Raw genomic sequence first — 24,276 nt, 5'->3', positions numbered from 1 at the left:
GACAAATACTCCTGAACCTTGGCCTTCATGGGGTGCCGCCTGATTGATCGGCGGCTTCGCGTTCCTGCTTTGCAGAAGGCGTGCCAATTTTGAAAAATGGCGGAGTTGCGTGATTTTTTCAGAGGTGCGCCAGAATATCGCTTGCCGAAAGGTGGGAAATTTCACCATAAGTTGGGGTATGGAGAAAAATACCCAGTTCGTCGGCCAGTCTCTGGCCTTTCTGGATGCGGTCGAGCAGGCGGGGCGCGCCGCCGAACTCAACCGGCCGATTCTGGTGATCGGGGAGCGCGGGACGGGCAAGGAACTGATCGCCGAGCGCCTCCATCGCCTGTCGACGCGCTGGGATGAACCGCTGATCGTCATGAATTGCGCGGCCTTGCCGGAAACGCTGATCGAGGCGGAACTGTTCGGCCACGAACAGGGCGCCTTCACCGGCGCGGCGCGGGCGCGAGCCGGGCGCTTCGAGGAAGCCGATGGCGGCACGCTGTTTCTGGACGAGTTGGGCACGCTGTCCATGGCGGCGCAGGAACGACTGTTGCGCGTGATCGAATATGGCGAGGTGACGCGGATCGGCGCATCGAAGCCGCTGACGGTCGATGTCCGCATCGTCGCCGCGACCAACGAGGACCTGCCCGCCGCCGCCGAGACGGGGCGGTTTCGGCCCGACCTGCTGGACCGGCTGAGTTTCGAGGTGATCACCCTGCCCCCGCTGCGCGCGCGGGAGGGGGATGTCGCCGTGCTGGCCGACCATTTCGGGCGGCGCATGGCGGCGGAGATCGCCTGGCCGCAATGGCCGGGCTTTTCCGCCGCCTGCATGGCCGAGCTGGAGGCGCATGACTGGCCCGGCAATGTCCGCGAGTTGCGTAATGTGGTGGAAAGGGCCGTCTATCGCTGGGGCGACCCCGGCCGCCCGATCGCGGCGATCGTGTTCGATCCCTTCGCCTCGCCCTGGAAACCCAAGCCCTTGATGCCTGTAAGGGAGGATAGTGCGCCGGCGCCTTCCGACGCGCCGGCGGTGAACGGTCATGATGCGATCACCGACCTCAAATCCGCCGTCGATGCGCATGAAGCGGCCATCGTACGGGCGGCGCTGGAGCGCTATCGCTACAACCAGCGCGCAACCGCCAAGGGTCTGGGCCTCACCTATGACCAGCTGCGCCATTGCATGAAAAAACATGGCTTGAGCGCGGGGTGAGAGCCGGTGCTCCTGTTAAGGCAGGAGCACGCAGCCTGCCGTCAGCGCGTCGGCACCGGCTCCGCGCCCGAATAGTCATAGAAGCCCTTGCCGGTCTTGCGGCCAAGCCAGCCCGCCTCGACATATTTCACCAGCAGCGGCGCGGGGCGATATTTGGGGTCGCCGGTCGTGTCCTGAAGCACCTTGCAGATCTCCAGGCAGGTATCGAGGCCGATGAAATCCATCAGCGTCAGCGGCCCCATCGGGTGGTTGAGGCCCAGCATCACACCCTTGTCGATGTCCACCACATTGCCCACGCCCTCGCCCAGCGCGAACACGGCTTCGTTGAGCATCGGCAGCAGGATGCGGTTCACCACGAAGCCCGGCGCGTCGAAGGCATGAACCACCTGCTTGCCGAGGCTGGCGGCGAAGGCTTCCACCACGCTGACCGTTTCCGGACTGGTGGCAAGACCGCGAATGACCTCCACCAGCGCCATCACCGGCACCGGATTGAAGAAATGCACGCCGACGAAGCGGCTCGCATCCGGTGCGGCCTGCGCCAGCCGGGTGATCGGAATGGACGAGGTGTTCGACGCCAGAATCGCATCGCTGGCCAGCAGCGTGCCGACATTGGCGAAGATGGCGCGCTTGATCTCTTCACGCTCGGTCGCGGCTTCGATCACCAGCTGACAGGCGGCGAGAGGCGCGATCTCGCCAACCGGCGTGATCCGCGCAATGGCAGCATCGGCATCCGCCTGCGCCAGCTTGCCCTTCTCGACCGCCTTGGCGAGTTGCCGGATGATGCCGTCGCGCCCCTTTTGCGCGCGCGACAGGTCGATGTCGGACAGGATCACATCATAGCCCGCCTGCGCCGCCACCTGCGCGATGCCCGCGCCCATCTGGCCCGCGCCGATCACACCCACGGTCCGAATATCCGTCATTTCTGGAACCTCTCTGCACTGAATCGCTCTTCATCTGCCCCCGTAGCGCCATGACAGCCGGGCCGCCAGAGCTTCCGGGCGGGCGAAAGCGGACGGAAAGCCCCGGTCCAGCGTTCTTTGGATCATTTCCGGCTTTGCGCCGCGCCTGCTTGGTGGTTAAAAGCCCCGGCATGTCCGTTTCTGACCTGCTGCCCGCGCCGGCGACCGGAAGGTTCATTGCCGCCGTGCATCACTTCCCGCTACGCGTCTATTTCGAGGATACCGATCTCTCGGGACTGGTCTATCACGCCAATTATCTGCGTTACATGGAGCGCGCCCGGTCGGATATGCTGCGCATCGCCGGGATCGACCAGCGCGCCAATCTGGAGGATGGGGAAGGCGTCTATGCCGTCACCGACCTCCAACTGCGCTACCGCCGCCCGGCGCGGCTGGACGACGACCTGATGGTGGTCAGCCGCGTCACCAAAGTCGGCGCCGCTTCATGTTCCATTCATCAGACGGTCATGCGCGATGATGAAATACTGACCGAAGGCGAAATTACCGTCGCCTTCCTGACGCCCCAGGGCCGCCCCCGCAGGCAACCCAAGCCCTGGACCGATATTTTCAGCCGTTTGATGAGAGGGGAAGACATCAACCCATGAGCCTTTCGATGCCCGACGTTGGCGCCGCTGTCGGCGGTGCCGCGCAAGCCGCCGCCATTTCGCCGCTGAACCTGTTTCTTCAGGCCGACATCGTCGTGAAGGTGGTGATGCTGGGCCTGCTGCTGGCCAGCATCTGGACCTGGGCGATGATCCTTGGCTTCAGCTTCACCCTGCGCAAGGCCAGCAAGCAGAGCCGCGCCTTCGAACAGGATTTCTGGAAGGCGGAGGATATCGACCGCTTCTATGAAGCACGCGGCAAGGCGGAGTTCCCCGCCGCCAAGGTGATGGCCGCCGGCGTCACCGAATGGCGCCGTTCGACCGCGCAGAAGGTGATCGACCGCGACGGCACGCGCGACCGGCTTTCCACCGCCATGTCCAGCACCATCGCGGCGGAAGTGGATCGCCTCTCGGATCGTCTCAACATCCTCGCCACCATCGGATCGGTCGCGCCCTTTGTCGGGCTGTTCGGCACGGTCTGGGGCATCATGCGCGCCTTCACCGGCATCGCGGCCGCGCAGAACAGTTCGCTCGCGGTCGTGGCGCCCGGCATTGCCGAAGCGCTGTTCGCCACCGCCATCGGCCTGTTCGCGGCGATCCCGGCGGTGATTGCCTACAACCGCTTCAGCCATGGCATCAACCGGATGGAATCCGGGCTGACGCGCTTTGCCGACGGGTTCTACTCGACGCTGAGCCGTGAACTGGAAGCGCAACGGTGATGAGGGAGGCCCTGTAATGGCCATGTCCGGCCCTCCTTCCACCCGTCGCGGGCGTCATCGCGCGCCGATGGCCGACATCAACGTCACGCCGCTGGTCGACGTCATGCTGGTGCTGCTGATCATCTTCATGGTGACCGCGCCGCTGCTGGTGACGGGCGTGCCGGTGAACCTGCCGGAAACCCGCGCCAAGGGGCTGGATCAGGATCAGAAGCCGACCGTCATTTCGATCGATCGCGACGGCGGCGTCTTCATCGACGACGCGCAGATCAGCGACGCCGACCTGCCCGGTCGCCTGGCCGAGATCATGTCCGCCAATGCTGGCAAGGCAGAGCCGCCGCAGATCTTCCTGCGCGCCGACAAGGGGCTGGACTATGGCCGGGTGATGCTGGTCATGGGCGAGCTGAACCGGGCGGGCCTGAACCGGGTCGCGCTGGTCAGCACGGGCGCCGAAGAGCCTGCGGTCAGCGGCGGTTCAGAATAGGGGGCCATAGGTTTTGGCTATGGATCGTGCGGAGAAAATCGGCCTTGGCGTGGCGACGGCGGGACATGTCCTGCTGTTCGGCCTGCTGTCGACCGGCTTTCTGGCTACCCCCAACCCGCTCAAGCTCAATTCCCCGCCGATGGACGTCAGCCTGGTGGATGAGGTCGCGCTGAAATCAATGGCCCCTCAGGTCTCGACCCAGCCGCCGCCGCCCAGCGTCGCGCCGGAGAAAGGCCCGACCGAGGAGGCCGCGCCCGCGCCGGAACCTGAACCCGCGCCCCAGCCCGAACCGACCCCGGCACCCCCTGCGCCCAGGCCCGCGCCGCCCAAGCCGGTGGCGAAGCCAGCGCCCCCCAAGCCAGCGCCCGCTCCGCCGAAAAAGGACGTGCCCGCAGCCAGGCCCAAACCGAAGCCAGCGGCTGAAAAGCCCGCTCCGGCGCCGCCCAGGCCTGCACCGGAAAAGCCCAGGCCCGCCGCCGCCGCGCCCGCCAAGGCATCGCAAAAGCCCGCGGCCAAGCCGAATTCCAACGCCCCGGCGCATGCTTCGGGTCAGGGCAAGGCGGAAAAGCCCAAGGGATCGCTGCTGGGCAAGGATTTCCTCAAGGGCATCGACACCGAGACCGAAGCGCCGCGCAAACCCGCGCCGCCGCCCGCCGCCGCCATGGGTCAGGCGCAGAAGGCCGCGCTGGACGCGGAAATCCGCCGCCAGCTCAAACCCTATTGGAAATCCCCGACGGGGGCGGATGTCGAACAGCTCCGCACCTTTGTCGACGTGCAACTCAACCGCGACGGATCGCTGGCCGGTCAACCGCAGGTCTTCAACACCACCGGCATCACCGCCAGCAACCGCGCGCAGGTGACGCTGCATCAGGAACTGGCGGTCAAGGCCATCCGTCTGGCCGCGCCCTTCAAGCTTCCGCCCGATCTTTATGACGGCTGGAAATCCCTCCGCATCTCCTTCGACAAGAGGCTATCGCAATGACCCCACCCTTCAGGACAGGAAAGGCCCGAACATTTGGGGCCGCGCTGGGGGCTCTGCTGCTGCTGGCGTTCGCGCCTGTCAGCCGAGCGCAGCTCAGCGTCGACGTGACCGACGAATCCTCTTCCAATCTCAAGATCGTCGTACCGGCGCTGCCGGCGCAGGCGGAAGTCTCCACCCCCGCCGGGTCGTCGACGGAACTGGGGCGCAAAATCGCCGAAGTGATTGCCTCCGACCTCAAGGGATCGGGGCTGTTCGATCCCTCCGGCCCCGGCGGCATTCCGACCATCGCCTTTTCCGAAGTCACCAACCCCGCCTATGACAAATGGGCGGCCTATCAGGCACTGGTGCAAGGATTCGTCCGCACCACGGGCGGCGAAGCGGACATCACGGTCGGCTGCTACCTCTATGACGTGGCGCTGAAGCAGGAACTGACGCGGCAGGGCTATGTCGTCGCCCCGCGCGACTGGCGCCGGGCCGCGCATAAATGCGCCGACGCCATCTATGCGCGCCTGTCGGGCGAAAGCCCCTTCTTCGACAGCCGCATCGCCTATATCGCGGAAAGCGGTCCCAAGGGGAACCGGACCAAGCGCCTCGCCATCATGGATTCGGACGGCGCCAACCACCGCTTCATCACCAATGGCCAGTCGATCGCGCTGACCCCGCGCTTTTCGCCCGATTACAAGTCGATCGTCTATGTGAGCTATCTGAACAACCGGGTGCGCATCTACATCTACGACATCGGCACGGGCCAGCAGCGGCTGGTGACGGAAAGCAGCAATCCGACCTTCGCGCCGCGCTGGTCGCCCGATGGCCGCAACATCCTCTTCTCCATGGCGATTGCGGGCAATACCGACATTTATCGCGTCCCCGCCAGCGGAGGCGCGCCGGTTCGCCTGACCAATGCGCCGGGCATCGATGTGGGCGGCAGCTATTCGCCCGACGGGCGCCAGATCGTGTTCGAAAGCGACCGTTCGGGCAGCCAGCAAATCTATGTGATGAACGCCGACGGATCGAACCAGCGCCGGATCAGCCATGGCGGTGGCCGCTATGCCACGCCGGAATGGAGCCCGCGCGGCGACCTGATCGCCTTCACCAAGATGTCGGGCGACTTCAAAATCGCGGTCATGACCCCCACGGGCGACAATGAGCGCATCCTGACCAATGGCTGGCAGGATGAGCAGCCCAGCTGGTCGCCCAATGGCCGCGTGCTGCAATTCTTCCGCACCACGCCCGGCCGCGATGGCAACAGCCAGGTGTGGCAGGTCGACCTGACCGGCGTGAACGAGCGGCGGATTCCAACGCCTTTGAGCGGTTCCGATCCCGCCTGGGGTCCGCTGCTGCCTTAATCTGCGTCATGACCGGAACCGAAACGTCCCGATTGCGTAACGATTTTCAGAATATGAATTGAGGAGCAACCCAATGAAACTGTCCCGCACCCTGCTGGTGGCGACCGCCATCGTGGCCCTCGCCGCCTGCTCCAAGAAGGCGCCGAAGGAACTGCCGCCCCCACCCGCCGACACCTCCACGCAGACCAACGCTCCGGCCACGCCGTCGGGCCCGGTCAAAGGCAGCCAGGAGGATTTCGTCGCCTCTGTGACGTCCGACCGCATTCACTTCGGCCTCGACAGATATGACGTCGAACCGCAGGATCAGCAGATCCTGCAAAGCCAGGCCGCCTGGTTGCAGCAGAATCCCAATGTCCGCGTGACCATCGAAGGCCATTGCGACGAACGCGGCACCCGCGATTATAATATCGCGCTGGGCGAACGCCGCGCCAATGCGGCGAAGAATTACCTCGCCTCGCTGGGTATCGACCCCAGCCGGATCACCACCGTCAGCTATGGCAAGGAACGTCCCGCCGCTTTGGGTTCGGACGAAGCTGCCTGGGCCCAGAACCGCCGCGCGGTGACGGTGACCGTCCAATATTGAGGACCGATTGAAGTCCTGGGTCGCACCGATGCTTCATGGCCCGCTGGTCTATCGACCGGCGGGCCTTTACTTTTCCGGCGGTATTCAGGACCAGCCGCCGCCCAGCGCCAGGAAGATCGCGATCTGGTCCTGCACCAGTTGCACCCGCGCCGCCGCAGCCGACGCTTCGGCACCGGCAAGCGACCGCTGCGCATCCAGCAGGGACAGGAAATCCCCGCGCCCGAAGCGGAACAGCTTGCCCGCCTGACCCGCCGACACACCTGCGCTGTCCCGCGCCCTGTCCAGCGCCGCCGACTGCTCGCTGTGGCGCCGATAGCTCTCCAGCGCGGTCTCGGTCTGGCGCAGCGCCTCCAGCACGCTCCCGTCGAAGCGCGCCAGATCGGCCTGTACCTGCGCATCGGCCTGCGCGATCCGCGCCTTCACGACCGGCCGGTTGGGAAAGGTCCAACTGAGCAGCGGCCCCAGACTCAAGCCAAAGCTCGATCCCGTCGCGAAACTCTTGATCGGCCCGCCAAGCCCCAGCGATCCGCCGATGCTGACCTGCGGATAGAGGTCCGCCGTCGCCACGCCGACCCGCGCCGTATCCCCGGCAATGCCGCGTTCCGCCTGCCGGATGTCGGGCCGCCGCCGGATCAGCGCGGCGCCGTCCCCGACCGGCATGGGCGCGTGCAGGGCGGGAAGGACCGCGCAAGCCTCAACGTCCCTGGGATAGTCCGCTGGCGCCCGGCCCAGCAAGGTCGCCAGCAGATACAGCGCCGATTGCCGCTGCGCCTCGAAGGCGGGAAGAGTTGCTTCGCTGGCGTCCACCGCCGCCTGCGCCCGGCTGACGTCGAAGGCCGTGCCCCGCCCGCCCTTGAACAGGCGCTGCGTGGCGTTCAGTGTTTCCCGCTGCAAGCTCACCACCCGGCGGTTGACCCCCAGCGAATAATTGGCGGCGCAGACCTGCGCATAGGCCTTGGCCGTTGCCGCGGCGACGCTGACCCGCACATAATCGCGCGCCGCCATGACGGTTTCGACATCGGCCGTACTGGCCTCGATCGCCCGCTTGATCCGGCCGTTCAGGTCGAGCGGATAGGCCGCGCTCAGTCCCAGATCGTAGCCCACCACACCCGGCAGACTCTCACCCGTGCCGGACGGCCGCGCCAGCGTGACGCCACCGCTGATCGCCGTGCTGATCGTGCGCTGGGCCTGCGCCTCCCGCAGCACCGCCTGCGCCGACGTCAGATTGGCGTCTGCCACGCGCAGGTCGGTATTGGCCGCCAGCGCCTGCTCGATCAGCGCATCCAGCTTCGGATCGTCATAGAGCTGCCACCAATGGTCGGGCAGTTCGGCGTTGCCAAACGCCTCGCCCTGCGCCGAGAGAAACTCCCCCTGCGCTCCGGCTGTCGTTGCCGCCGACTTTTCCGGCGGCCGGTAATCGGGGCCCGCCGTCGCACAGGCCGCCAGCCCCAGCGCCAGCAGGGGCGTCCAAATGGGCTTAGGCATGGCGACAGGCTCCCGGCTTGACGTCCTTCCGGGCCGGTTCGATCGTCACCGTCGCGGTGCGCCCGGCGATGAGCTTCAGGCCCTCAGGCACCTTCGTCAACTTCACCCGCACGGGAATACGCTGGGCCAGCCGCACCCAGGAAAAGGTCGGCTCGACCGTGGGCAGCAAATTGCCCGAATCCGAACGGCTGCTGTCGTTGATGCCATAGGCGATGCTGTCGACACGCCCATGCAGGTCCTGCTCCTCGCCCATCAGCCGCACCGTCACCGGCGCCCCGATGCAGACCAGCGGCAATTTGGTTTCCTCGAAATAGCCCTCGATCCGCAGGCTGTCATCGTCGATCAGCGCCATCGCCTGCTTGCCTGCGGCGACATAATCGCCCGGATGCAGGTCCAGATTGGTGACCCTGCCGTTGACCGAGGCCACGACCTGCGTCCGCTTGAGATTCAGCGCGGCGGCGTCCCGCGTGCTCAACGCCACGGCCAGCGCAGCCTCCGCCGTCGCCACGCGCGCAACATTCTGCTCATGCGCTTCGGCGGCGACCAGATTGCCCAACGCCAGGTCGCGGGTCGCCTCCCGCCGCGCCTGCCCCAGGGTCGCCTTGGCCGAAGCGATCTGCGCCTCTGCCTCTTCCAGCGCGAGCGCATAGCGGGGACGGTCGATCACGAACAGCGGATCGCCCGCCTTCACCGCCTGGTTGTCATGCACCGAGACCGAAGTGACGAGGCCGCTGATATCCGGCGTCACCCGCACCACATCGGCGCGCACACGGCCATCGCGCGTCCACGGGCTCCGCTCATAATGGTTCCACATCCAGATTGCGACCAGGACGGCGGCAATGACAATGACAATGGTGGCGGCACTGCGAAGCAGCGTGGCAGTCAGGCGGTTCATAAGCGGATTCCAAGGGTGGGAACAAGAATAGCGAGCGCGCCCAGCATCAGCACGAAAATACTGAGATCGACCGCGGCCCGATAGGCAAGAAAACGATAGAGGCCGAAGGCGCCGATCAGCCGGGTCGCGCCCCAGCTGAGGATCAGCGCGACCAGCGCCAACAACAAAAGCGTGGGCACGTAAACGCCGCCCAGGGCGATTTCTCCGGTCATGCGGGTTGTCCGATCATGGGAGGGGTCCGATAGCCTTCGCTCTCAGGAAACAGATTGCGGCGCAGGCTGACCAGCGCGAGGATCGCGTCGCGCCGAACGTCTGCGCTGGGATTATGCGACAGGTCGCCGATGGCGCCATCGATATCGGCCAGCAGATCAGGTTCTGCGGACTTCGGCGCATCCGGGTCCAGCGTGCGATAATGCGCGCTGACGCCCTTCAGCACGTCGGTCAAAGGTCCGGCTTCATTGACGGGCAGGTCAAGCCGCAACTGACGCAGTTCCCCGATCGCGACCCCCGTGCGCAGGTCGCGCAACGCGTCATAGAGCGGCTGGCCGCTATCCTTGCGCGTGGCCGCCAGACGCGGCGCGAGCAGGGCGATGCGGTCCAGCATCCGGTTGATCCACCCGCGCACATCGGGCGGCGTCATCAGCGTGGCGCGATTGGCAATGTCGTTCCAGCCAGCGCGCACCGTCCGCCGGATCGCTCTTTCAACGCCTGCCGACTGCAATAGCCCGGCCATGATGATCGCAAACCAGATGCCGACGAGCTGCGCCACCGTCCCGTTCACATAGCTGGCAAAGGCACTGATATAGCTGGCCGACAACAGCACCGGGCTTCCCAGCCCCAGCAGCGTCGGCAGCGCGATCCCGGCCCAGCGCGGGGAGGCCATCATCGTTCCCAGGACCAGCAGCATCGGGGCGTAGACAGCCGCCAGCAAGGTGAACCCATCGAGCCGCGGCATGATCGCATAGCCATAGACCGCCCCCAGCAAGGAGGCGACGATCGTGCCGATCATGAAACCCTTGAGCGGCGCCAACGGATTGTCGGACGCGGAGAACAGCGCCAGGAACACGCCCGCCAGCATCACCGCGCTGCCGCCATCCTTCCAGCCGCTGCCGATCCATAGCGCGCAACCCAGCGCCACGGTGACGAAGGCGCCGAAGGCACCGCGCGCGGCGGCGGCATAATCCTTGTGCAACTCGCGATTGCGACGCCCCTCCAGCAGTTCGGCGACGCGTGGGTTGACCGGCTGGCGGCTGTGCGTTGCCATTTGATCGTTCAGGTCGCGACAGTCGCGATGCGCCGCGATCAGCGCCGACAGCCGCGCGAACAGGCTGAGGCGCATCATGTCGGCCCACCCCATGTCCGCCCGCGCCGCCGGCTCCAGCGCAGCGCAGCGGTCGATCAGCGCATTCGCCCGTTCCGTGCGCTCGGTCCGATCCTCACCCGGCTGGACGATCCAGGCGCGCACTTCGGCGATCAGCGCAATGACCTCCGCCGGCACGGCGCCGCCACTGGCGGCCTTGAGCATTGCCAGCCGGTCCTCCACCGCCGCGCCCAACGGCAGCAGCAGCGAAAGCTGGTCCTGCATCGCCCGCACCGTCCGCACGCGCGGCGCCAGGCGGGAAATATCGAAAGGCAGGTGCACCGACATCTGATGCAGTTCGGTAATGTCCTGCGCCAGGCGGCGACGCTCCTGCGCCAATCCCGGCACCGGGTCCAACGCAATGGCGTCATGCGACCAGCGCTCGGCATCACGCAGCATCGCCTCCACCCGCGCCAGCAGCAAATTGGTGATGGAACCGGGAAAAACGACACCATGGATCAGGCTGCCGGACAGGATACCGATGGTGATTTCCTGCACGCGCAGCGACGCGACGGTGAAGATGGTCTGCGGCGTGTCGACATCGGGAAAGACGATCAGACAGGCGCTGTAGCCCGCCAGCACGAACATATAGGATCGCGGCGTGCGGTCGAGCAGCGACACGAACACGCATGTGGCCAGCCACAGCGCCATGGCAAGCGTGAGCAGTTCAGGCGAATTGACCAGCGGCGGCACGATAACAACGGCGAATGTCGCGCCGGCCAACGTGCCGATGACGCGAAACATGGCCTTGGAAATCACCGCGCCCGCCAGCGGCTGGGCAACGATATAAGAGGTCAGGAATGCCCAGTAGGGCCGCTCCAGCCCGATGCTGAATGCGACAAACAGCGCCAGCATCGCCGCCGCGAAGCATTTCAGCGAAAAAAGCGCGGCAGGCCAGCCGATGCGCTCGCCAAAGGCGTTCATGTCAGCCTTGCCCCCGCCGCTCGGCCATGCGTTGTTCCAGCAGGCTCAGCAGGTTGACCACAATCTCGATCGCGGCGTCGGGGACGCCTTCCAGCAACTCGCGCCGCAAATTATCCAGCCTGGCCTCGATCTGCCCTACCATGTCCTGCCCCTCCGGCGTGAAGGCGACTCGATTAGAACGCCGATCGTCGGGATTAGGCACGCGCTCGACAAGCCCCGCCGCCTGCAACTGGTCCAGCGTCCGCACCAGCGAGGGCTGGGTGATGCCCAGTTCCTCGGCCAGATCGGCCTGCCGCGCATCGGCCCCCAGCCGGTCGAGATAGATCAGGCACCAGCCCGCGCTGTTCGAAACGCCGAACTCTGCCAGCGCCATGTCGGCCAATTGCCGCCACTGGCGCGAGACCTGAGGCATTTTATGCGCCAAGGCGCGTTTCAACTCCGATTCGGGCATTTTTGTTAGATAGCTAACTAATGGCCATCGTCAAGATTTTAGTTTCGATTTGCTCCTTAAATTTTGTTCATGCTGGCACGGGTCAGAAATGAAAAAAGGGGCCGGGAACGCCCTGGTTCCCTGCCCCTTCCCAAAGCCTTTTGAACCGGTCAGCCCCGGCGCGTTCCCGAAAAGCCCGCCGCGCCGAAGGCGCCGAGCTGCATCGTGCCGGTGATGCTGTCCCCGCTCACTTCTGCCTCACATTCCAGCGTCATCGGCATGGGCAGGGTCATGTTCATCTTCCAGTTCAGCTTGTTGCCGTCGACCTTGCCCTCGGTCACGTCGAGCGAGCCCATCATGCCGGCAAAGGTGCCGTGGAAGCTGTCGCCCGAACTGATCACCGTCAGCACGCCATTCTGGTCGCCCATCGGCGTCTTCGCCACGCAATCATAGGCCCCGTCCACTGCTGCCATAGCACTTCTCCTTTACGTAATCGTCAATCAGCCAATGTGCCCATTTCCACCGGAAGGCCGACCGCGTCAAGCTGCGGTTTCACCAGCTTCGCGTCGCCCACCACGACCCAGATCAAACGGTCGGGATTGATCGCCTCCCGCGCCGCCTTGTCCATGTCGGCGGCGGTCATGGCGCGATAGACGCCCGGCAGCGTCGCATAATAATCGTCCGGCCGCCCCAGCGTCCGGTTGCGCATCATCGCGCCCAGCAGGTCTGACGAGGTTTCGAAGCTGCCCGGCAGCGACAGGATCTGGCTGTTGATCGTCTGGTTGCGCTCCGCCTCGGTCGTGCCCTTGGTGGTCAGGAAGTCGCTGATGTCCTTGCGCGCGGCGGTGATGGATTCGCCGGTCTTGTCGGTCTGCACCGGGGCATAGACCAGCAGCGGGATCGTTTCCTTGACCCCCGGCAGCGCGCTCCCGGCATAATAGGCCCAGCCCTTGCTCTCCCGCAGGTCCATGATCAGGCGGGAGGTGCTGCTGCCGCCCATCACCTCATTGGCGGTGATGAGCGTTACTGGATTGTCGGTGCCCTGCCTGTTGGTCAGCAGGCCGGCCAGGATCATCGACTGAGGGCTTTGCGGCTTGTCGACCAGAATGATCCGCGCCGGGCGCATCATGCGGTCCATGCGGAACAGCTTGGCGCCCTTGGCAATCTTCGGCGCCTTCCAGTCACCGAAGCGCTTTTCGAGCAGCGGCATCACATCGGTCAGCGTCGTGTCGCCGGTCACGAAGATCGTCGCATTGTCGGGCCGCAACCATTTGTCATGGAAAGCGATCAGATCGGCCCGCGTCACCGCCTTGACGCCACTTTCCGTACCGGAGCCGGTGAAGGGGATGCCGTAGGGATGCGCCTGCCCATAAAGCAGCGGCGGCAGCAGACGCTGCGCGATCGGCATGGGTTCGGTCTTTTCCGCCGCGATCCGGGTCAACACCTGCCCGCGCAGACGCTCAACCTCGGTCGGCGCGAAGGCGGGATTGCGGATCACATCGGCCAAAAGCCCCAGCGAAGCATCCAGATTGGGCTTAAGCGCATAGAGGCCCACATTGGTCGCATCCATGCTGTTGCCCGCGCTGATCGATGCGCCCAGCCGCTCCTGCTCTTCCGCGATCTGGATCGAACTGCGCGTCGTCGTGCCTTCATCCAGCAGCGCCGTGGTCAGCCCCGCCGTGCCCAGCTTGGCCTTGTCATCGGCGGCATTGCCCGCGTCGAAGGACACCGACACTCGCACCACCGGCACCGTCGCCCGGCGCGCGAAGACCACCGCTATGCCGTTCTTCAACGTCGCATGTTCAACCGCCGGGAACTCCAGATCCTTGACCGGCTCGATCCCCGGTTCGGCGATCTTCGGGGGCGGCGGCGGGGTCGCGGCCACAGGCGCGGGCTTTTTGGGATCGCGGAAATAGGCGGGATGGTGGATGGCGTTGCCCGCCAGCGCATTGTCCTCCGCCGAACGCTCGCCCGGCGCCACGGTCAGGCGGAACACCGGCCGTCCCAGCCATTTGCGCGCCGCCTCGCTCACCGATTGCGGCGTGGCGGCGGCATAGGCCTCCAGATCCTTCTTATATTTGGCCGGGTCGTTGGAATAGACGGCCCCCTCTGCCAGCGTCACCGCCTTGCCGTTGAAGCCGCCGACCTTCTCCAGCCCGCCGATGGTGCCCGAAAGCTGCTGCGTCGCGGCGCGCTGCACCTCATCCGCGCTCGGCCCCTTGGCGAGATAGTCGGCCAGAAGCTGGTCCAGGCGCTTGCCCACCGCCACCGGGTCCTGCCCCGGCTTCACGTCCACCGTGATCTCGGCAATGCTGAGCTTCTCGAAGGGCTGGATGCTGGCCTTGACGCCGACCGCCACCTTCTCGTCGCGCACCAATATGTTGTCGAGCCGCGACGACTTCAGCCCGCCGAAGACCGCCATGGCCAGATCAAGCTGCGGCAGATCGTCGCTATTGACCCCCGGCACGATCCAGTTGCGATAGAGCCGGGTCGCCGCGACATTGTCGTGCATCACCTTTTCGACATCCTTGTCGAGCGTCGGCACCGTCGCGTCCACATCCTTGGGCGCGGGACCGGCAGCGATATTGCCGAACCACTTCTCCACCTTCGCCCTGGCGGTCGGCACGTCGATGTCGCCCGCCAGCACCAGCACGGCGTTATTCGGGCCATAATGGGTCTTGAACCAGTTCTGCACGTCGGCAAGGCTGGCCGCGTTCAGGTCCGCCATCGAACCGATGGTCGAATGGCGATAGGGATGCCCCTCCGGCAGCATCGCGGCAAGCTGGGCATATTCGACAAGGCCATAAGGCTCATTCTCGCCCATGCGCTTTTCATTCTGCACGACGCCGCGCTGGGTATCGAGCTTGGTCTGCGTCACCGCGCCCAGCAGATGGCCCATCCGGTCGGACTCCAGGAACAGCGCCCGGTCGAGCGCGCCGGTCGGCACCGTCTCGAAATAATTGGTGCGGTCGAACCAGGTCGTGCCGTTCCAGTCGGTCGCGCCGATATCCTCCAGCCGCCCGAAGAAAGGCCCGTCCGCATTTTCCGAACCGTAGAACATCAGATGTTCGAACAGATGGGCAAAGCCCGTCTTGCCCGCCGGTTCGAAGCGCGACCCGACATGATACCAGACCGACACGGCCACGACCGGCGCCTTGCGGTCGGTGTGGACGATGACGCGCAGACCGTTTTGCAGCGTGAATTCCTCATAGGGAATGTTCACCGCCGCCACGAGGCTGGAGAGCGGCGCGGGCGCGGCCACGCTGGTCGCCGCCGGAGCCGCCACCGCCTGCATCGTAGGCACGAACGCGAGCGAAGACAGGCCCAGCATCAAGGCTACCCGGCGGGAAAAGGGGGAAAAGGTCATGAGCGCCTCATGAAGGTCAGTGGATCGACGGGCAGCATAGCGGGGCGTTTTAGACTCGCAATACGCATTAGGCTGGACAGTGCGAACTGGCGCGATAGGCTTCCGCGCATTCAACCATAAGAAGAAGGTCTTGCACCCGATGCGCACCCTGCCCCTCCTCTCCGCCCTCGCTCTGGTCCTCGCCGCTCCCGGCGCGGCGACGGCGCAGACCGCTTCCATCACCGGGAATGAAATCCGCGCCGATATCGGCTTCCTCGCCGACGATCTGCTGGAGGGGCGCGACGCGGGCACGCGCGGTTACGATATCGCCGCCCGCTATGTCGCCGCGCGGTTCGAGACTCTGGGCCTGCAACAGGCGCTGCCCGGCAGTTGGTATCAGCCGGTGACGCTGGCTGTCGCCCGGCTCGACAAGGACACCACCCCCTCGCTCACCATCGCGGGCAAGCGCTTCACCGACGATGTCGCCATCAGCGCCTTCGGCCGTGAGTTGAAGCAGAGCCTGTCGGGTCAGGCGGTGTTCGTCGGCTATGGACTGAAATCGGACCGTGAGAAGATCAACGACTATGCGGGCCTGAACCTGCACGGCAAGTTCGCGGTGGCCCTCGCCGGATCGCCGGTCGGCATGCCGAGCGAGATCGGCGCGCACCTCGCTTCCGAAAAGTCGCTGGCCGCGCAAGAGGCGGGCGCCATCGGCCTCATCACCATTCCCAGCGACGCCCTGCTCTCCCGCACCCCTTGGGAGAAGCTGCGCGAGCGGGCGCAATCCCCCACGGTGAGCTGGCTCGACAAGCAGGGCCAGCCCTTTGTCCGCACGCCCGGCATTCGCGGCACCGCCTATGCCGATGCCGCCGCCGCCGAAGCGCTGCTCGCCGGATCGGGCAAGAATCTCGCCATGATCCGCGCGCAGGCGGCAAAGAAGGGCGGGCGGCCCAAGGGCTTTGCCCTGAAACCGACGGTCCAGCTCGACCGCGCCAGCACCGTCGAGACAGCGCCCAGCAGCAATGTCCTCGCGGTGCTGCCCGGCTCCGACCCGGCGCTGTCCCATGAATATGTGCTGCTGATGGCGCATCTCGACCATCTGGGGATCAAGGAAAGCGCGAAGGGACCGGACAAGATCTATAATGGCGCGATGGACAATGCCTCCGGCGTGGCGACCATGCTGGCGGTGGCGAAGGCCTTTGCTGAAAGCGGGGAACGGCCGAAGCGCTCCATCCTGTTCGCGGCGGTGACGGCGGAGGAGGACGGGCTGCTCGGCTCGCAGTTCCTGGCGAAGAATCCGGTATTGCCGGCAGGGGCGAAGCTGGTCGGCGTGGTCAATCTCGACATGCCGATCCTGACCTATGATTTTCAGGATGTAGTGGCGTTCGGCGCCGAACATTCGACCCTCGGCCCCATCGTCGCCAAGGCGGCCAAGGCGGAGGGCATTTCCCTCTCGCCTGATCCGCTGCCCGCCGAAGGGCTGTTCACCCGATCCGACCATTATCGCTTCGTGCAGGAAGGGGTGCCTGCGGTGTTCCTGATGACCGGGTTCGCCGGGCCGGGAAAAGAGGCGTTCGAGCATTTCCTCAAGACCGACTATCACCAGCCCTCCGACCAGATGAGCCTGCCCTTCCATTGGGAGGCGGCGGCGAAATTCGCCAAGGTGAATTATGCCATCGCCCGCGAGATTGCCGATGAGCCGGAGGCGCCGCGCTGGTATAAGGGCGATTTCTTCGGGGATGCCTTTGCGCCGGATGCGCCCAAGGCGGTGAAACCATAACGACTAAGGATATTTGCGTAGCGCCTCTTGTGTGGCTTTTAAGCAACACTACATCGTGACAGATTTCACGAAGGGGCCGATTCCCAGACGAGGACCGCATGAATCTCGAAAAATTTACCGACCGCGCCAAGGGCTTTCTCCAGTCGGCGCAGACCGTCGCGATCCGGATGAGCCACCAGCGCATCAGTCCGGAGCATCTGTTGAAGGCCCTGCTGGAGGACCAGCAGGGCATGGCGTCCGGCCTCATCAAGGCGGCGGGCGGCGACGCGAGCGTGGCGCTGCGCGAAACCGATGCGGCTCTGGCCAAGGTGCCGTCCGTTTCCGGCAGCGGCGCGCAGCAGACGCCCGGCCTCGACAATGACGCCGTGCGCGTCCTCGATTCCGCCGAGCAGGTGGCGACCAAGGCGGGCGACAGCTTCGTCACTGTCGAGCGGCTGTTGCTGGCGCTCACCCTCGCCACCACCACGGCGGCGGGCAAGGCGCTGGCGGCGGCCGGCGTGAAGGCCGAGGCGCTGAACGCCGCAATCAACAATCTGCGCGGCGGGCGCACCGCCGACACGGCTGGCGCGGAGGATCGCTATGACGCGCTCAAGAAATTCGCCCGCGACCTGACCGAAGCGGCGCGCATGGGCAAGCTCGACCCTGTCATCGGCCGCGACGAGGAAATCCGCCGCACCATCCAGATTCTCGCCCGGCGCACCAAGAACAACCCCGTCCTCATCGGCGACCCCGGCGTCGGCAAGACCGCCATCGCCGAAGGCCTCGCGCTGCGCATCGCCAATGGCGACGTGCCCGATACGCTGAAGGACCGCACGCTGATGGCGCTCGACATGGGGTCGTTGATCGCCGGCGCCAAATATCGCGGCGAGTTCGAGGAGCGGCTGAAGGGCGTGCTGGACGAGGTGAAGGGCGCGGAAGGCCAGATCGTGCTGTTCATCGACGAAATGCACACGCTGATCGGCGCGGGCAAATCCGAGGGCGCGATGGATGCGGGCAATCTGCTGAAGCCTGCTCTGGCGCGCGGCGAGCTGCATTGCATTGGCGCGACCACGCTCGACGAATATCGTAAATATGTCGAGAAGGACCCCGCACTCCAGCGGCGGTTCCAGCCGGTCTTCGTGGGCGAGCCGACGGTGGAGGACACCATCTCCATCCTGCGGGGCCTGAAGGAGAAATATGAGCTGCACCATGGCGTGCGGATCACCGACGGCGCGATCGTGTCGGCGGCGACGCTCTCCAACCGCTACATCACCGACCGTTTCCTGCCGGACAAGGCCATCGACCTGATGGACGAGGCCGCGAGCCGCCTGCGCATGGAGGTGGAGTCCAAGCCCGAGGAGATCGAGACGCTCGACCGCCGCATCATCCAGCTCAAGATCGAGCGGGAGGCGCTGAAGAAGGAAACCGACAAGGCCTCGGCAGATCGTCTGAACGCGCTGGAGGAGGATCTCGCAAACCTCGAACAGCAATCGGCGGAACTCACCCAGCGCTGGCAGGCGGAAAAGGACAAGATCGCGGGCGAAAGCAGGCTCAAGGAGCAGTTGGACGCTGCGCGAGTCGAACTGGATCAGGCGCAGCGTGCCGGTGATCTCGCGAAGGCCGGCGAGCTTGCCTATGGCCGCATCCCGGAACTGGAGCGCAAGCTGACCGAGACGCAGAATGTCACGCAAGGGGCGATGCTGCGCGAGGAGGTGACGAGCGAAGACATCGCCTCGGTCGTCAGCCGCTGGACCGGCATCCCCGTCGACAAGATGATGGAGGGTGAACGCGAGAAGCTGCTCGCGATGGAGGCGGAACTTGGCAAGCGCGTCATCGGTCAGGCCGACGCGGTGAAGGCCGTGGCGACCGCCGTGCGCCGTTCGCGGGCGGGCTTGCAGGACCCGAACCGGCCGCTGGGCAGCTTCCTGTTCCTCGGCCCCACCGGCGTCGGCAAGACGGAACTGACCAAGGCGCTCGCGGGCTTCCTGTTCGACGACGACAGCGCGATGGTGCGCATCGACATGAGCGAGTTCATGGAGAAGCACAGCGTCGCGCGGCTGATCGGCGCGCCCCCGGGCTATGTCGGTTATGAGGAAGGCGGCGTGCTGACCGAAGCCGTGCGGCGGCGGCCCTATCAGGTCGTCCTGTTCGATGAGGTCGAAAAGGCGCATGGCGACGTGTTCAACGTGCTGCTGCAAGTGCTGGACGATGGCCGCCTGACCGATGGACAGGGCCGCACGGTGGACTTCACCAACACGATCATCGTGCTGACGTCGAACCTCGGCAGCCAGTTCATCGCCAACCTTGCCGACGATGAGCCGGTGGAGAAGGTCGAGGATCAGGTGATGGAGATCGTCCGGGCGCATTTCCGGCCGGAGTTCCTGAACCGTCTGGACGAGGTGATCCTGTTCCACCGCCTTGGCGCGAGCCATATGGCGCCGATCGTCGACATTCAGGTCGCGCGGATCGGCAAGTTGCTGAAGGACCGCAAGGTGACGCTCGACCTGACCGATGGCGCGCGGGCCTGGCTGGGGCGCGTCGGCTATGACCCGGTCTATGGCGCAAGACCGCTGAAACGCGCGGTCCAGCGCTATTTGCAGGACCCGCTGGCCGACCTGATCCTGCGCGGCGAGGTGCCGGACGGATCGCTGGTCCGGGTCGATGAAGGCGACGGCGCGCTGAAACTCAGCGTTGGTTGAGGGAAGCCTGGGCAATTGAACCGATACATCGGTTCAATTGCCCTGCTCTTTTGATTTGATGCCAACAAAAAGGGGCGCTTCCTGATGGAAGCGCCCCTCTTCATTCAGATTGTGGCTAGCCGATCAGTAATCGACCTTCACGCCGACGCGGAACCAACGGCCGGTGAAGCCGGCGCCTTCCCAGGCCACGTTATAGTTGTAGCCCAGGCTGTAGGTCTGCCCCGGATTGAAGTCCGGCTTGGTGTCGAGCAGGTTCATGACGTTGGCGTACAGGGTGAACTGATCGGCAACCTTGACGCTGGCGGTCATGTCGAGGTCGATCCAGCGCTTGGCGCGGCATTTGAACGGGGTGCCGTCGCGATAGGTATAGACCGAAGCACCAACGCTGGCCTCACAATCACCCTTCACGCCTTCATAGTCGATCGAGGCCATGTCATAACCGGACGTGTAATAGGCGGTCAGGTTGATGAAGGCCTTGTCGTTGAAGTCGAGCGTGTTGCTCCAAGTACCACGCCATTTCGGCGCACCCGAGCAGGACGTCACGTCGCACGGGCTGAGCGTACCGTCATAACGCTGGACGACGCCGCCGACGGTCTTCTGCAGCTTCATCAGATAGGAGGCGTTCACGCTGCTGGTCAGCCGGATGTTTCTGCCCAGATCGAAACGCCCCGTCGCCGAGAAGTCCAGACCCGAAGCGATCTGCGAATCCGAGTTCACGAACGAATATTCGATGAAGCCCAGGACCGGCAGCGCGCTGGGGTGATCCGGATCAGGGATACCCGGCTTGACCACGAGACCCGGCAGATTCACGACGCCGTTATTCTGATAATAGAGGCTGGCGACGCTCGAATAATCGGGGCTGCCGATCAGGCCCTTGATCTTGATATGCCAATAGTCGGCGGTGAAGGAGAAACGCGAAGACGGCTCGAACACCGCACCCAGGGTGTAGGAGGTCGACTTTTCAGGCTTCAGTTCCGGATTGCCCGTTGCCGTCAGACCATAGGAATAGGGCAGCGAAGCATAAGCATTGCCGCCATGAGCCTGGATGAAGGCCGCACCTTCCGGCGTGCTCGAATCAATAGTGGTCGTCACATAACCAGTGGTCGGCAGACCATAGGCCTCGTTGAAGCTCGGGATGCGGAAGCCCTTGGAGAAGGTCCCGCGCAGGCGGACCTGCTCGATCGGCTTTACGATCGCAGTGAACTTCGGCGAGAAATTCTTCTGACCCGACGAATAGTTGTCGTAGCGGCCCGAAGCGTTCAGCGACAGCTGGTCGAAAACCGGCGCATCGAGTTCGAAGAAAGCCGACTTGACGTTACGGCTGCCGATCGCGCCCACGGCGTTGATGCTGTAATAACGCTCGGACGGATTGTCATTGTTCGGCGGATTAGCGCTCGGGTTGTCGATCGATTCGTGACGATAGGCACCGCCGATGGCGAGCTTCAGCGCGCCGCCGGGCAGCTGGAAGAATTCCTTGGCCAGCGTGCCCTGGACCTGCCACAGTTCCGAGCTGGACTTGTTGACGTTGACCGGCGCAATATAGTTGCGCAGCGCTTCCGAATTGGCGGCCGGATTGATGAAGTTCCACGAACCGTCATTGATCACGTCGACCAGATGCTGGGCGAAGAGATAATTCTTGTTCGTGACCTTCAGATCGACGCGCGACCAAGTGAAGTTCGCGTCATAGTCCCAGCCCGTGCCGAAGGAGCCATTGATCCCGGCGGCAGCGCGATAGGTCTTGGCATCGCTGAACGTCTCACGCGGACGGTCATAGCGATAGTTGACGCGTGCCAGCTGGCCCGAGGAGGCGAAGGGGTTGTTGGGGTTCAGCGTACCGTTCGCCGCGGTGCAGGTCACGGTGCCCTGCGGGCAGACATAGACCGGCAGCAGGACCGGGCTGAGGACGAAGGTGTCGCCACCTGCGGCAGTCTGGCCAGCGAAGGTCAGCGGCGCGATGGAGGACGCCGTCTTGACGTTGTAGAAGTTGAACATCGCATAGGCCTGGGCGCTGCTGCCCACATTGACCGTCGCGTGCAGCGTACCGCCGATGCGTTCGATCGACGGCTGGGCCTGCAGATAGTCCTTCACATTGTCCTGCTGGCACTGCTGCGCCGTGGCGCCGAGTGCAGCCTGCTGCGCCGGGGTCAGCGTGACCGACGTCAAGTCGCGACATCCGGCTGCCGGATTGGCGAGTACCCAATTGCCGCTCGGCGTCAGCGTGGTGGGATCATAAGGACGCATGACAGGCACGCGGGTGGACCCGATGCTCAGGATCGCACCATTGCTCTGAACGCCATTGATGACGTTGTTGGCGAGGCAGCTGCCCGCCGCATTGCAATAGGAGCTGAGATCGGCCGTGTTCCAGGGGAAACCACGATCGCGGGCGTAGAGCGGGTCGCTCTTCTGATATTCGCCGTTGATGTAGATGTTGAAGCCGTCTTCGTTCAGCTTGCCATAGCCATAGGTCGCGTCGATCCGGCGCTCCCCGGCGTCGCCGCGCTGCGAAATGCCAGCGGAGGCATTGGCGTGCAGGCCGACGATTTCCTTCTTGACGATGACGTTGACCACGCCCGCGACGGCGTCCGCGCCATAGGTGGCCGACGCGCCGTCCTGCAGAACGTCGATACGGTCGACAATGGCGTCCGGGATCGCGTTCAGGTCGACGAAGTTGCGGTGGCCGTCATCCGCCAGCGGATAGGGCGCACTGCGCAGGCCGTCGAACAGGGTCAGCGTGTTGCCGCTGCCTAGGCCACGAAGCGACACGGCGGTTGCGCCGGTCGCGAAGTTGAAGCTGTTCCAGCTCTTGCTCATCGAACCCGCATTGTTCGCGGAGATCGATTGAACAGCGTCGGAAATGGTGTTGACGCCGCGCTTGGACAGTTCTTCCGAGCTCAGCACCGTGAGCGGAGCGGCAGTCGCCGTCGACGGATTGCGGAAGATGGAGCCGGTAACGACGATGGTTTCACTGCCTTCATCGGATGCAGCCTGCTTATCGGCAGCCTGCGGAGCCTGTGCGAATGCAGGTGCGGAGAAGGCCGCGAGGCCGGCGCCGACGAGCGTCAACGCCTGGAGAGCCGCGCCACCGCGCAGCCCGATCTTGTTTATGGTCTTCACAATCCAGTCCCTTGCTCTGGAGTCACGCGAATCGCTCCGCGCGCTTGCTTTTTTGACGCATGACAGGAGCAAAGGAGCCCGACAGCACACTCCTCTCACACGTACTGCGAGGCACTCTGCGCAGTCGTTTTATGAGTGTAAAGCAATGTCAGAGAGGACAAGATCGGATTTGATATAAACTGTAGCAATTATGCAACAAACGCGCCGGAATTGTTGAACGGCTATATAACAATAATGTTACAGCCCTGTGTTTCCGGGGAAAATTTTCGCATTTCCGGTCGCGGCAACGTACAAATAAAATTATTGTTCCATGTAATATTAATTCAATTTTGCGACATCGCTCCCGCAAGCAAAAGAGGGTCGATCCGCGCCTCGTTCCACTTCATGCCCCAATGAAGATGCGGTCCGGTCGCTCTGCCCGTGGCGCCTATCGCCCCGATGCGCTGTCCCTGAACCACATGCTGACCGGGAATCACATCTATTCGCGACAGGTGCAGGAAGGCACTGTTGAGACCATGACCGTGATCGATCATCAACAGATTGCCTTCCAGCGTGAAGGGATGGTCGGCGGCCAGGATCACCACGCCGTCAGCGGGCGCAACCACCGGATCGCCTGTCGCGCCCGCAACGTCGATGCCGCCATGATAGGCGCCCGGCTGCCCCTGATAGACGCGCTGCGATCCGAACAGGCCGGAAATGCGCCCCGTGCGCGGCCAGATGAAGCGCTGGCGCCAACCCTGGGCATCTGTCACCTTGCCGCGGGCGGCGGCGATCTGTTCCAGTTCAGGCTTGCGCAGGGTGAGGAACGCCTCGCTGCTTCCGGTGGGGCGCAGCGGAGCGTTGACCTGCTCGATCCGCCAGGCGCGCGGCGCGACGGTCAGTAGCCGGTCGAGCGTGCGGCCATCGGCGAGGCGCGCGGCCAGGGTCGCCTGAGGCAGGGCGTCGCGGTCGAAGGCGATCAGAAAGCGGCCATCGGCATCTACCGGCACGCCTTGGCCGTTGAAAAGCAGCTCCACGGTCCCCGCAGGCACCGTGCCAAGCATCACACCGCCCTGCGTCGGCGTGCCGGTAAGGACAATATCGGCGGCAGGCGGCGTGGCCGATGGCGCGGCCGTCGCACCGGCCAACGCCAGCGCAACGGCGGCGATCCAGCTTTTCATCTACAGGCCGCGCGCCTTCAGTTCGGCCTGGGCGGAGAGTTCGGCGCTGGCATAGGGCTCCTGCCGGGCGATGCTCCAGTAGCGCAGGTCCTCCAGCGGGATCTTCTGCCCGCTGAGGGCGCAGACGACATGGTCGCCAGTCTGAAGGACACGGAAACTATAGGCCATATAATGCAGCCGGGCCGGGCGATCGCGGTTGGACATCAGCATGGATCAAACGGCCTTTCCTGAACGAAGCGG

At 64.7% G+C, this 24,276-nt stretch carries 20 protein-coding genes; 9 read left to right on the top strand and 11 right to left on the bottom strand.

The window, feature by feature from the left end:
• Nucleotides 1–178: 178 nt before the first annotated feature.
• On the top strand, nucleotides 179–1,195 hold the full coding sequence (gene pspF / locus HUK73_RS13560; RefSeq protein ID WP_176592366.1) for a phage shock protein operon transcriptional activator: 1,017 nt from the start codon (nucleotides 179–181) through the stop codon (nucleotides 1,193–1,195).
• A gap of 41 nt (nucleotides 1,196–1,236) precedes the next feature.
• Here the strand turns inward: pspF and HUK73_RS13555 are convergent, their stop codons facing one another.
• On the bottom strand, nucleotides 1,237–2,115 hold the full coding sequence (locus HUK73_RS13555; RefSeq protein WP_176592365.1) for a 3-hydroxybutyryl-CoA dehydrogenase: 879 nt from the start codon (nucleotides 2,113–2,115) through the stop codon (nucleotides 1,237–1,239).
• Between the two features lie 170 nt (nucleotides 2,116–2,285).
• On the opposite strand from HUK73_RS13555, the gene ybgC reads away from it, so the two are divergent.
• The 6 genes from ybgC to pal all read left to right on the top strand — a co-directional run bounded on the left by ybgC (nucleotide 2,286) and on the right by pal (nucleotide 6,864).
• Entirely contained in the window at nucleotides 2,286–2,756 is a 471-nt protein-coding gene (gene ybgC, locus HUK73_RS13550) for a tol-pal system-associated acyl-CoA thioesterase (protein WP_255326281.1), read from the top strand.
• Nucleotides 2,753–3,472: a protein TolQ gene (gene tolQ, locus HUK73_RS13545; RefSeq protein ID WP_176592364.1), complete on the top strand. Its 720-nt coding sequence runs from the start codon at nucleotides 2,753–2,755 to the stop codon at nucleotides 3,470–3,472. Before ybgC ends, tolQ begins: the two co-directional genes overlap by 4 nt.
• A gap of 16 nt (nucleotides 3,473–3,488) precedes the next feature.
• A complete protein-coding gene (tolR, locus tag HUK73_RS13540) occupies nucleotides 3,489–3,953 on the top strand; it encodes a protein TolR (RefSeq protein ID WP_176592363.1) in 465 nt (154 codons plus the stop codon).
• Between the two features lie 19 nt (nucleotides 3,954–3,972).
• Nucleotides 3,973–4,935 carry a cell envelope biogenesis protein TolA gene (locus tag HUK73_RS13535; RefSeq protein ID WP_176592965.1) on the top strand — a complete coding sequence of 321 codons (963 nt, stop codon included), beginning with the start codon at nucleotides 3,973–3,975 and terminating at the stop codon, nucleotides 4,933–4,935.
• Nucleotides 4,932–6,281 carry a Tol-Pal system beta propeller repeat protein TolB gene (gene tolB, locus HUK73_RS13530; protein ID WP_255326279.1) on the top strand — a complete coding sequence of 450 codons (1,350 nt, stop codon included), beginning with the start codon at nucleotides 4,932–4,934 and terminating at the stop codon, nucleotides 6,279–6,281. Before HUK73_RS13535 ends, tolB begins: the two co-directional genes overlap by 4 nt.
• Nucleotides 6,282–6,354: 73 nt before the next feature.
• Nucleotides 6,355–6,864, top strand: a complete 510-nt coding sequence (gene pal, locus HUK73_RS13525; protein WP_176592362.1) for a peptidoglycan-associated lipoprotein Pal — start codon at nucleotides 6,355–6,357, stop codon at nucleotides 6,862–6,864.
• A gap of 84 nt (nucleotides 6,865–6,948) precedes the next feature.
• Here the strand turns inward: pal and HUK73_RS13520 are convergent, their stop codons facing one another.
• The 7 genes from HUK73_RS13520 to HUK73_RS13490 all read right to left on the bottom strand — a co-directional run bounded on the left by HUK73_RS13520 (nucleotide 6,949) and on the right by HUK73_RS13490 (nucleotide 15,325).
• Nucleotides 6,949–8,349: an efflux transporter outer membrane subunit gene (locus HUK73_RS13520; RefSeq protein ID WP_176592361.1), complete on the bottom strand. Its 1,401-nt coding sequence runs from the start codon at nucleotides 8,347–8,349 to the stop codon at nucleotides 6,949–6,951.
• Nucleotides 8,342–9,244, bottom strand: coding sequence for an efflux RND transporter periplasmic adaptor subunit (locus HUK73_RS13515; protein WP_176592360.1), 903 nt, complete (start codon nucleotides 9,242–9,244; stop codon nucleotides 8,342–8,344). Before HUK73_RS13515 ends, HUK73_RS13520 begins: the two co-directional genes overlap by 8 nt.
• Nucleotides 9,241–9,456 (bottom strand): DUF1656 domain-containing protein, encoded by a 216-nt coding sequence (locus tag HUK73_RS13510; protein ID WP_176592359.1) that lies wholly within the window; start codon nucleotides 9,454–9,456, stop codon nucleotides 9,241–9,243. The genes HUK73_RS13515 and HUK73_RS13510 overlap by 4 nt, the downstream gene beginning before the upstream one ends.
• Complete coding sequence (locus HUK73_RS13505) at nucleotides 9,453–11,528, bottom strand: FUSC family protein (protein WP_176592358.1); 2,076 nt, start codon at nucleotides 11,526–11,528, stop codon at nucleotides 9,453–9,455. Before HUK73_RS13505 ends, HUK73_RS13510 begins: the two co-directional genes overlap by 4 nt.
• A 1-nt stretch (nucleotide 11,529) precedes the next feature.
• Entirely contained in the window at nucleotides 11,530–11,979 is a 450-nt protein-coding gene (locus HUK73_RS13500; protein WP_176592357.1) for a MarR family winged helix-turn-helix transcriptional regulator, read from the bottom strand.
• Between the two features lie 149 nt (nucleotides 11,980–12,128).
• A complete protein-coding gene (locus tag HUK73_RS13495) occupies nucleotides 12,129–12,431 on the bottom strand; it encodes a hypothetical protein (RefSeq protein ID WP_176592356.1) in 303 nt (100 codons plus the stop codon).
• A 23-nt stretch (nucleotides 12,432–12,454) separates the two neighbouring features.
• Nucleotides 12,455–15,325, bottom strand: a complete 2,871-nt coding sequence (locus HUK73_RS13490; protein ID WP_176592355.1) for a pitrilysin family protein — start codon at nucleotides 15,323–15,325, stop codon at nucleotides 12,455–12,457.
• A 139-nt stretch (nucleotides 15,326–15,464) separates the two neighbouring features.
• Between HUK73_RS13490 and HUK73_RS13485 the strand changes: the two genes are divergently transcribed.
• A complete protein-coding gene (locus HUK73_RS13485) occupies nucleotides 15,465–17,084 on the top strand; it encodes a M28 family metallopeptidase (RefSeq protein WP_176592963.1) in 1,620 nt (539 codons plus the stop codon).
• 98 nt (nucleotides 17,085–17,182) lie between these two features.
• Nucleotides 17,183–19,762, top strand: coding sequence for an ATP-dependent chaperone ClpB (gene clpB, locus HUK73_RS13480; protein ID WP_176592354.1), 2,580 nt, complete (start codon nucleotides 17,183–17,185; stop codon nucleotides 19,760–19,762).
• 123 nt (nucleotides 19,763–19,885) lie between these two features.
• On the opposite strand, the gene HUK73_RS13475 is transcribed toward clpB, so the two are convergent.
• From HUK73_RS13475 to HUK73_RS13465, 3 genes are all read right to left on the bottom strand, one after another.
• Nucleotides 19,886–22,876: a TonB-dependent receptor domain-containing protein gene (locus tag HUK73_RS13475; RefSeq protein WP_176592353.1), complete on the bottom strand. Its 2,991-nt coding sequence runs from the start codon at nucleotides 22,874–22,876 to the stop codon at nucleotides 19,886–19,888.
• Nucleotides 22,877–23,199: 323 nt separating this feature from the next.
• On the bottom strand, nucleotides 23,200–24,036 hold the full coding sequence (locus tag HUK73_RS13470; RefSeq protein ID WP_176592352.1) for a M23 family metallopeptidase: 837 nt from the start codon (nucleotides 24,034–24,036) through the stop codon (nucleotides 23,200–23,202).
• Nucleotides 24,037–24,246: a DUF2093 domain-containing protein gene (locus HUK73_RS13465; RefSeq protein WP_176592351.1), complete on the bottom strand. Its 210-nt coding sequence runs from the start codon at nucleotides 24,244–24,246 to the stop codon at nucleotides 24,037–24,039.
• Nucleotides 24,247–24,276 lie beyond the last annotated feature (30 nt).

Origin of the sequence: Sphingobium sp. EM0848 (genome assembly GCF_013375555.1) — a bacterium.
In the GTDB taxonomy this organism is placed as follows: domain Bacteria; phylum Pseudomonadota; class Alphaproteobacteria; order Sphingomonadales; family Sphingomonadaceae; genus Sphingobium.
The sequence above is the reverse complement of the archived record's forward strand: the minus strand, read 5'-3'. Positions and strand labels throughout refer to the sequence as shown.

Excerpts from the sequence above, each read along its gene's own strand:
- pspF (WP_176592366.1), top strand. The coding sequence starts at position 179 with ATGGAGAAAAATACCCAGTTCGTCGGCCAGTCTCTGGCCTTTCTGGAT.
- HUK73_RS13555 (WP_176592365.1), bottom strand. The coding sequence starts at position 2,115 with ATGACGGATATTCGGACCGTGGGTGTGATCGGCGCGGGCCAGATGGGC.
- ybgC (WP_255326281.1), top strand. The coding sequence starts at position 2,286 with ATGTCCGTTTCTGACCTGCTGCCCGCGCCGGCGACCGGAAGGTTCATT.
- tolQ (WP_176592364.1), top strand. The coding sequence starts at position 2,753 with ATGAGCCTTTCGATGCCCGACGTTGGCGCCGCTGTCGGCGGTGCCGCG.
- tolR (WP_176592363.1), top strand. The coding sequence starts at position 3,489 with ATGGCCATGTCCGGCCCTCCTTCCACCCGTCGCGGGCGTCATCGCGCG.
- HUK73_RS13535 (WP_176592965.1), top strand. The coding sequence starts at position 3,973 with ATGGATCGTGCGGAGAAAATCGGCCTTGGCGTGGCGACGGCGGGACAT.
- tolB (WP_255326279.1), top strand. The coding sequence starts at position 4,932 with ATGACCCCACCCTTCAGGACAGGAAAGGCCCGAACATTTGGGGCCGCG.
- pal (WP_176592362.1), top strand. The coding sequence starts at position 6,355 with ATGAAACTGTCCCGCACCCTGCTGGTGGCGACCGCCATCGTGGCCCTC.
- HUK73_RS13520 (WP_176592361.1), bottom strand. The coding sequence starts at position 8,349 with ATGCCTAAGCCCATTTGGACGCCCCTGCTGGCGCTGGGGCTGGCGGCC.
- HUK73_RS13515 (WP_176592360.1), bottom strand. The coding sequence starts at position 9,244 with ATGAACCGCCTGACTGCCACGCTGCTTCGCAGTGCCGCCACCATTGTC.
- HUK73_RS13510 (WP_176592359.1), bottom strand. The coding sequence starts at position 9,456 with ATGACCGGAGAAATCGCCCTGGGCGGCGTTTACGTGCCCACGCTTTTG.
- HUK73_RS13505 (WP_176592358.1), bottom strand. The coding sequence starts at position 11,528 with ATGAACGCCTTTGGCGAGCGCATCGGCTGGCCTGCCGCGCTTTTTTCG.
- HUK73_RS13500 (WP_176592357.1), bottom strand. The coding sequence starts at position 11,979 with ATGCCCGAATCGGAGTTGAAACGCGCCTTGGCGCATAAAATGCCTCAG.
- HUK73_RS13495 (WP_176592356.1), bottom strand. The coding sequence starts at position 12,431 with ATGGCAGCAGTGGACGGGGCCTATGATTGCGTGGCGAAGACGCCGATG.
- HUK73_RS13490 (WP_176592355.1), bottom strand. The coding sequence starts at position 15,325 with ATGACCTTTTCCCCCTTTTCCCGCCGGGTAGCCTTGATGCTGGGCCTG.
- HUK73_RS13485 (WP_176592963.1), top strand. The coding sequence starts at position 15,465 with ATGCGCACCCTGCCCCTCCTCTCCGCCCTCGCTCTGGTCCTCGCCGCT.
- clpB (WP_176592354.1), top strand. The coding sequence starts at position 17,183 with ATGAATCTCGAAAAATTTACCGACCGCGCCAAGGGCTTTCTCCAGTCG.
- HUK73_RS13470 (WP_176592352.1), bottom strand. The coding sequence starts at position 24,036 with ATGAAAAGCTGGATCGCCGCCGTTGCGCTGGCGTTGGCCGGTGCGACG.
- HUK73_RS13465 (WP_176592351.1), bottom strand. The coding sequence starts at position 24,246 with ATGCTGATGTCCAACCGCGATCGCCCGGCCCGGCTGCATTATATGGCC.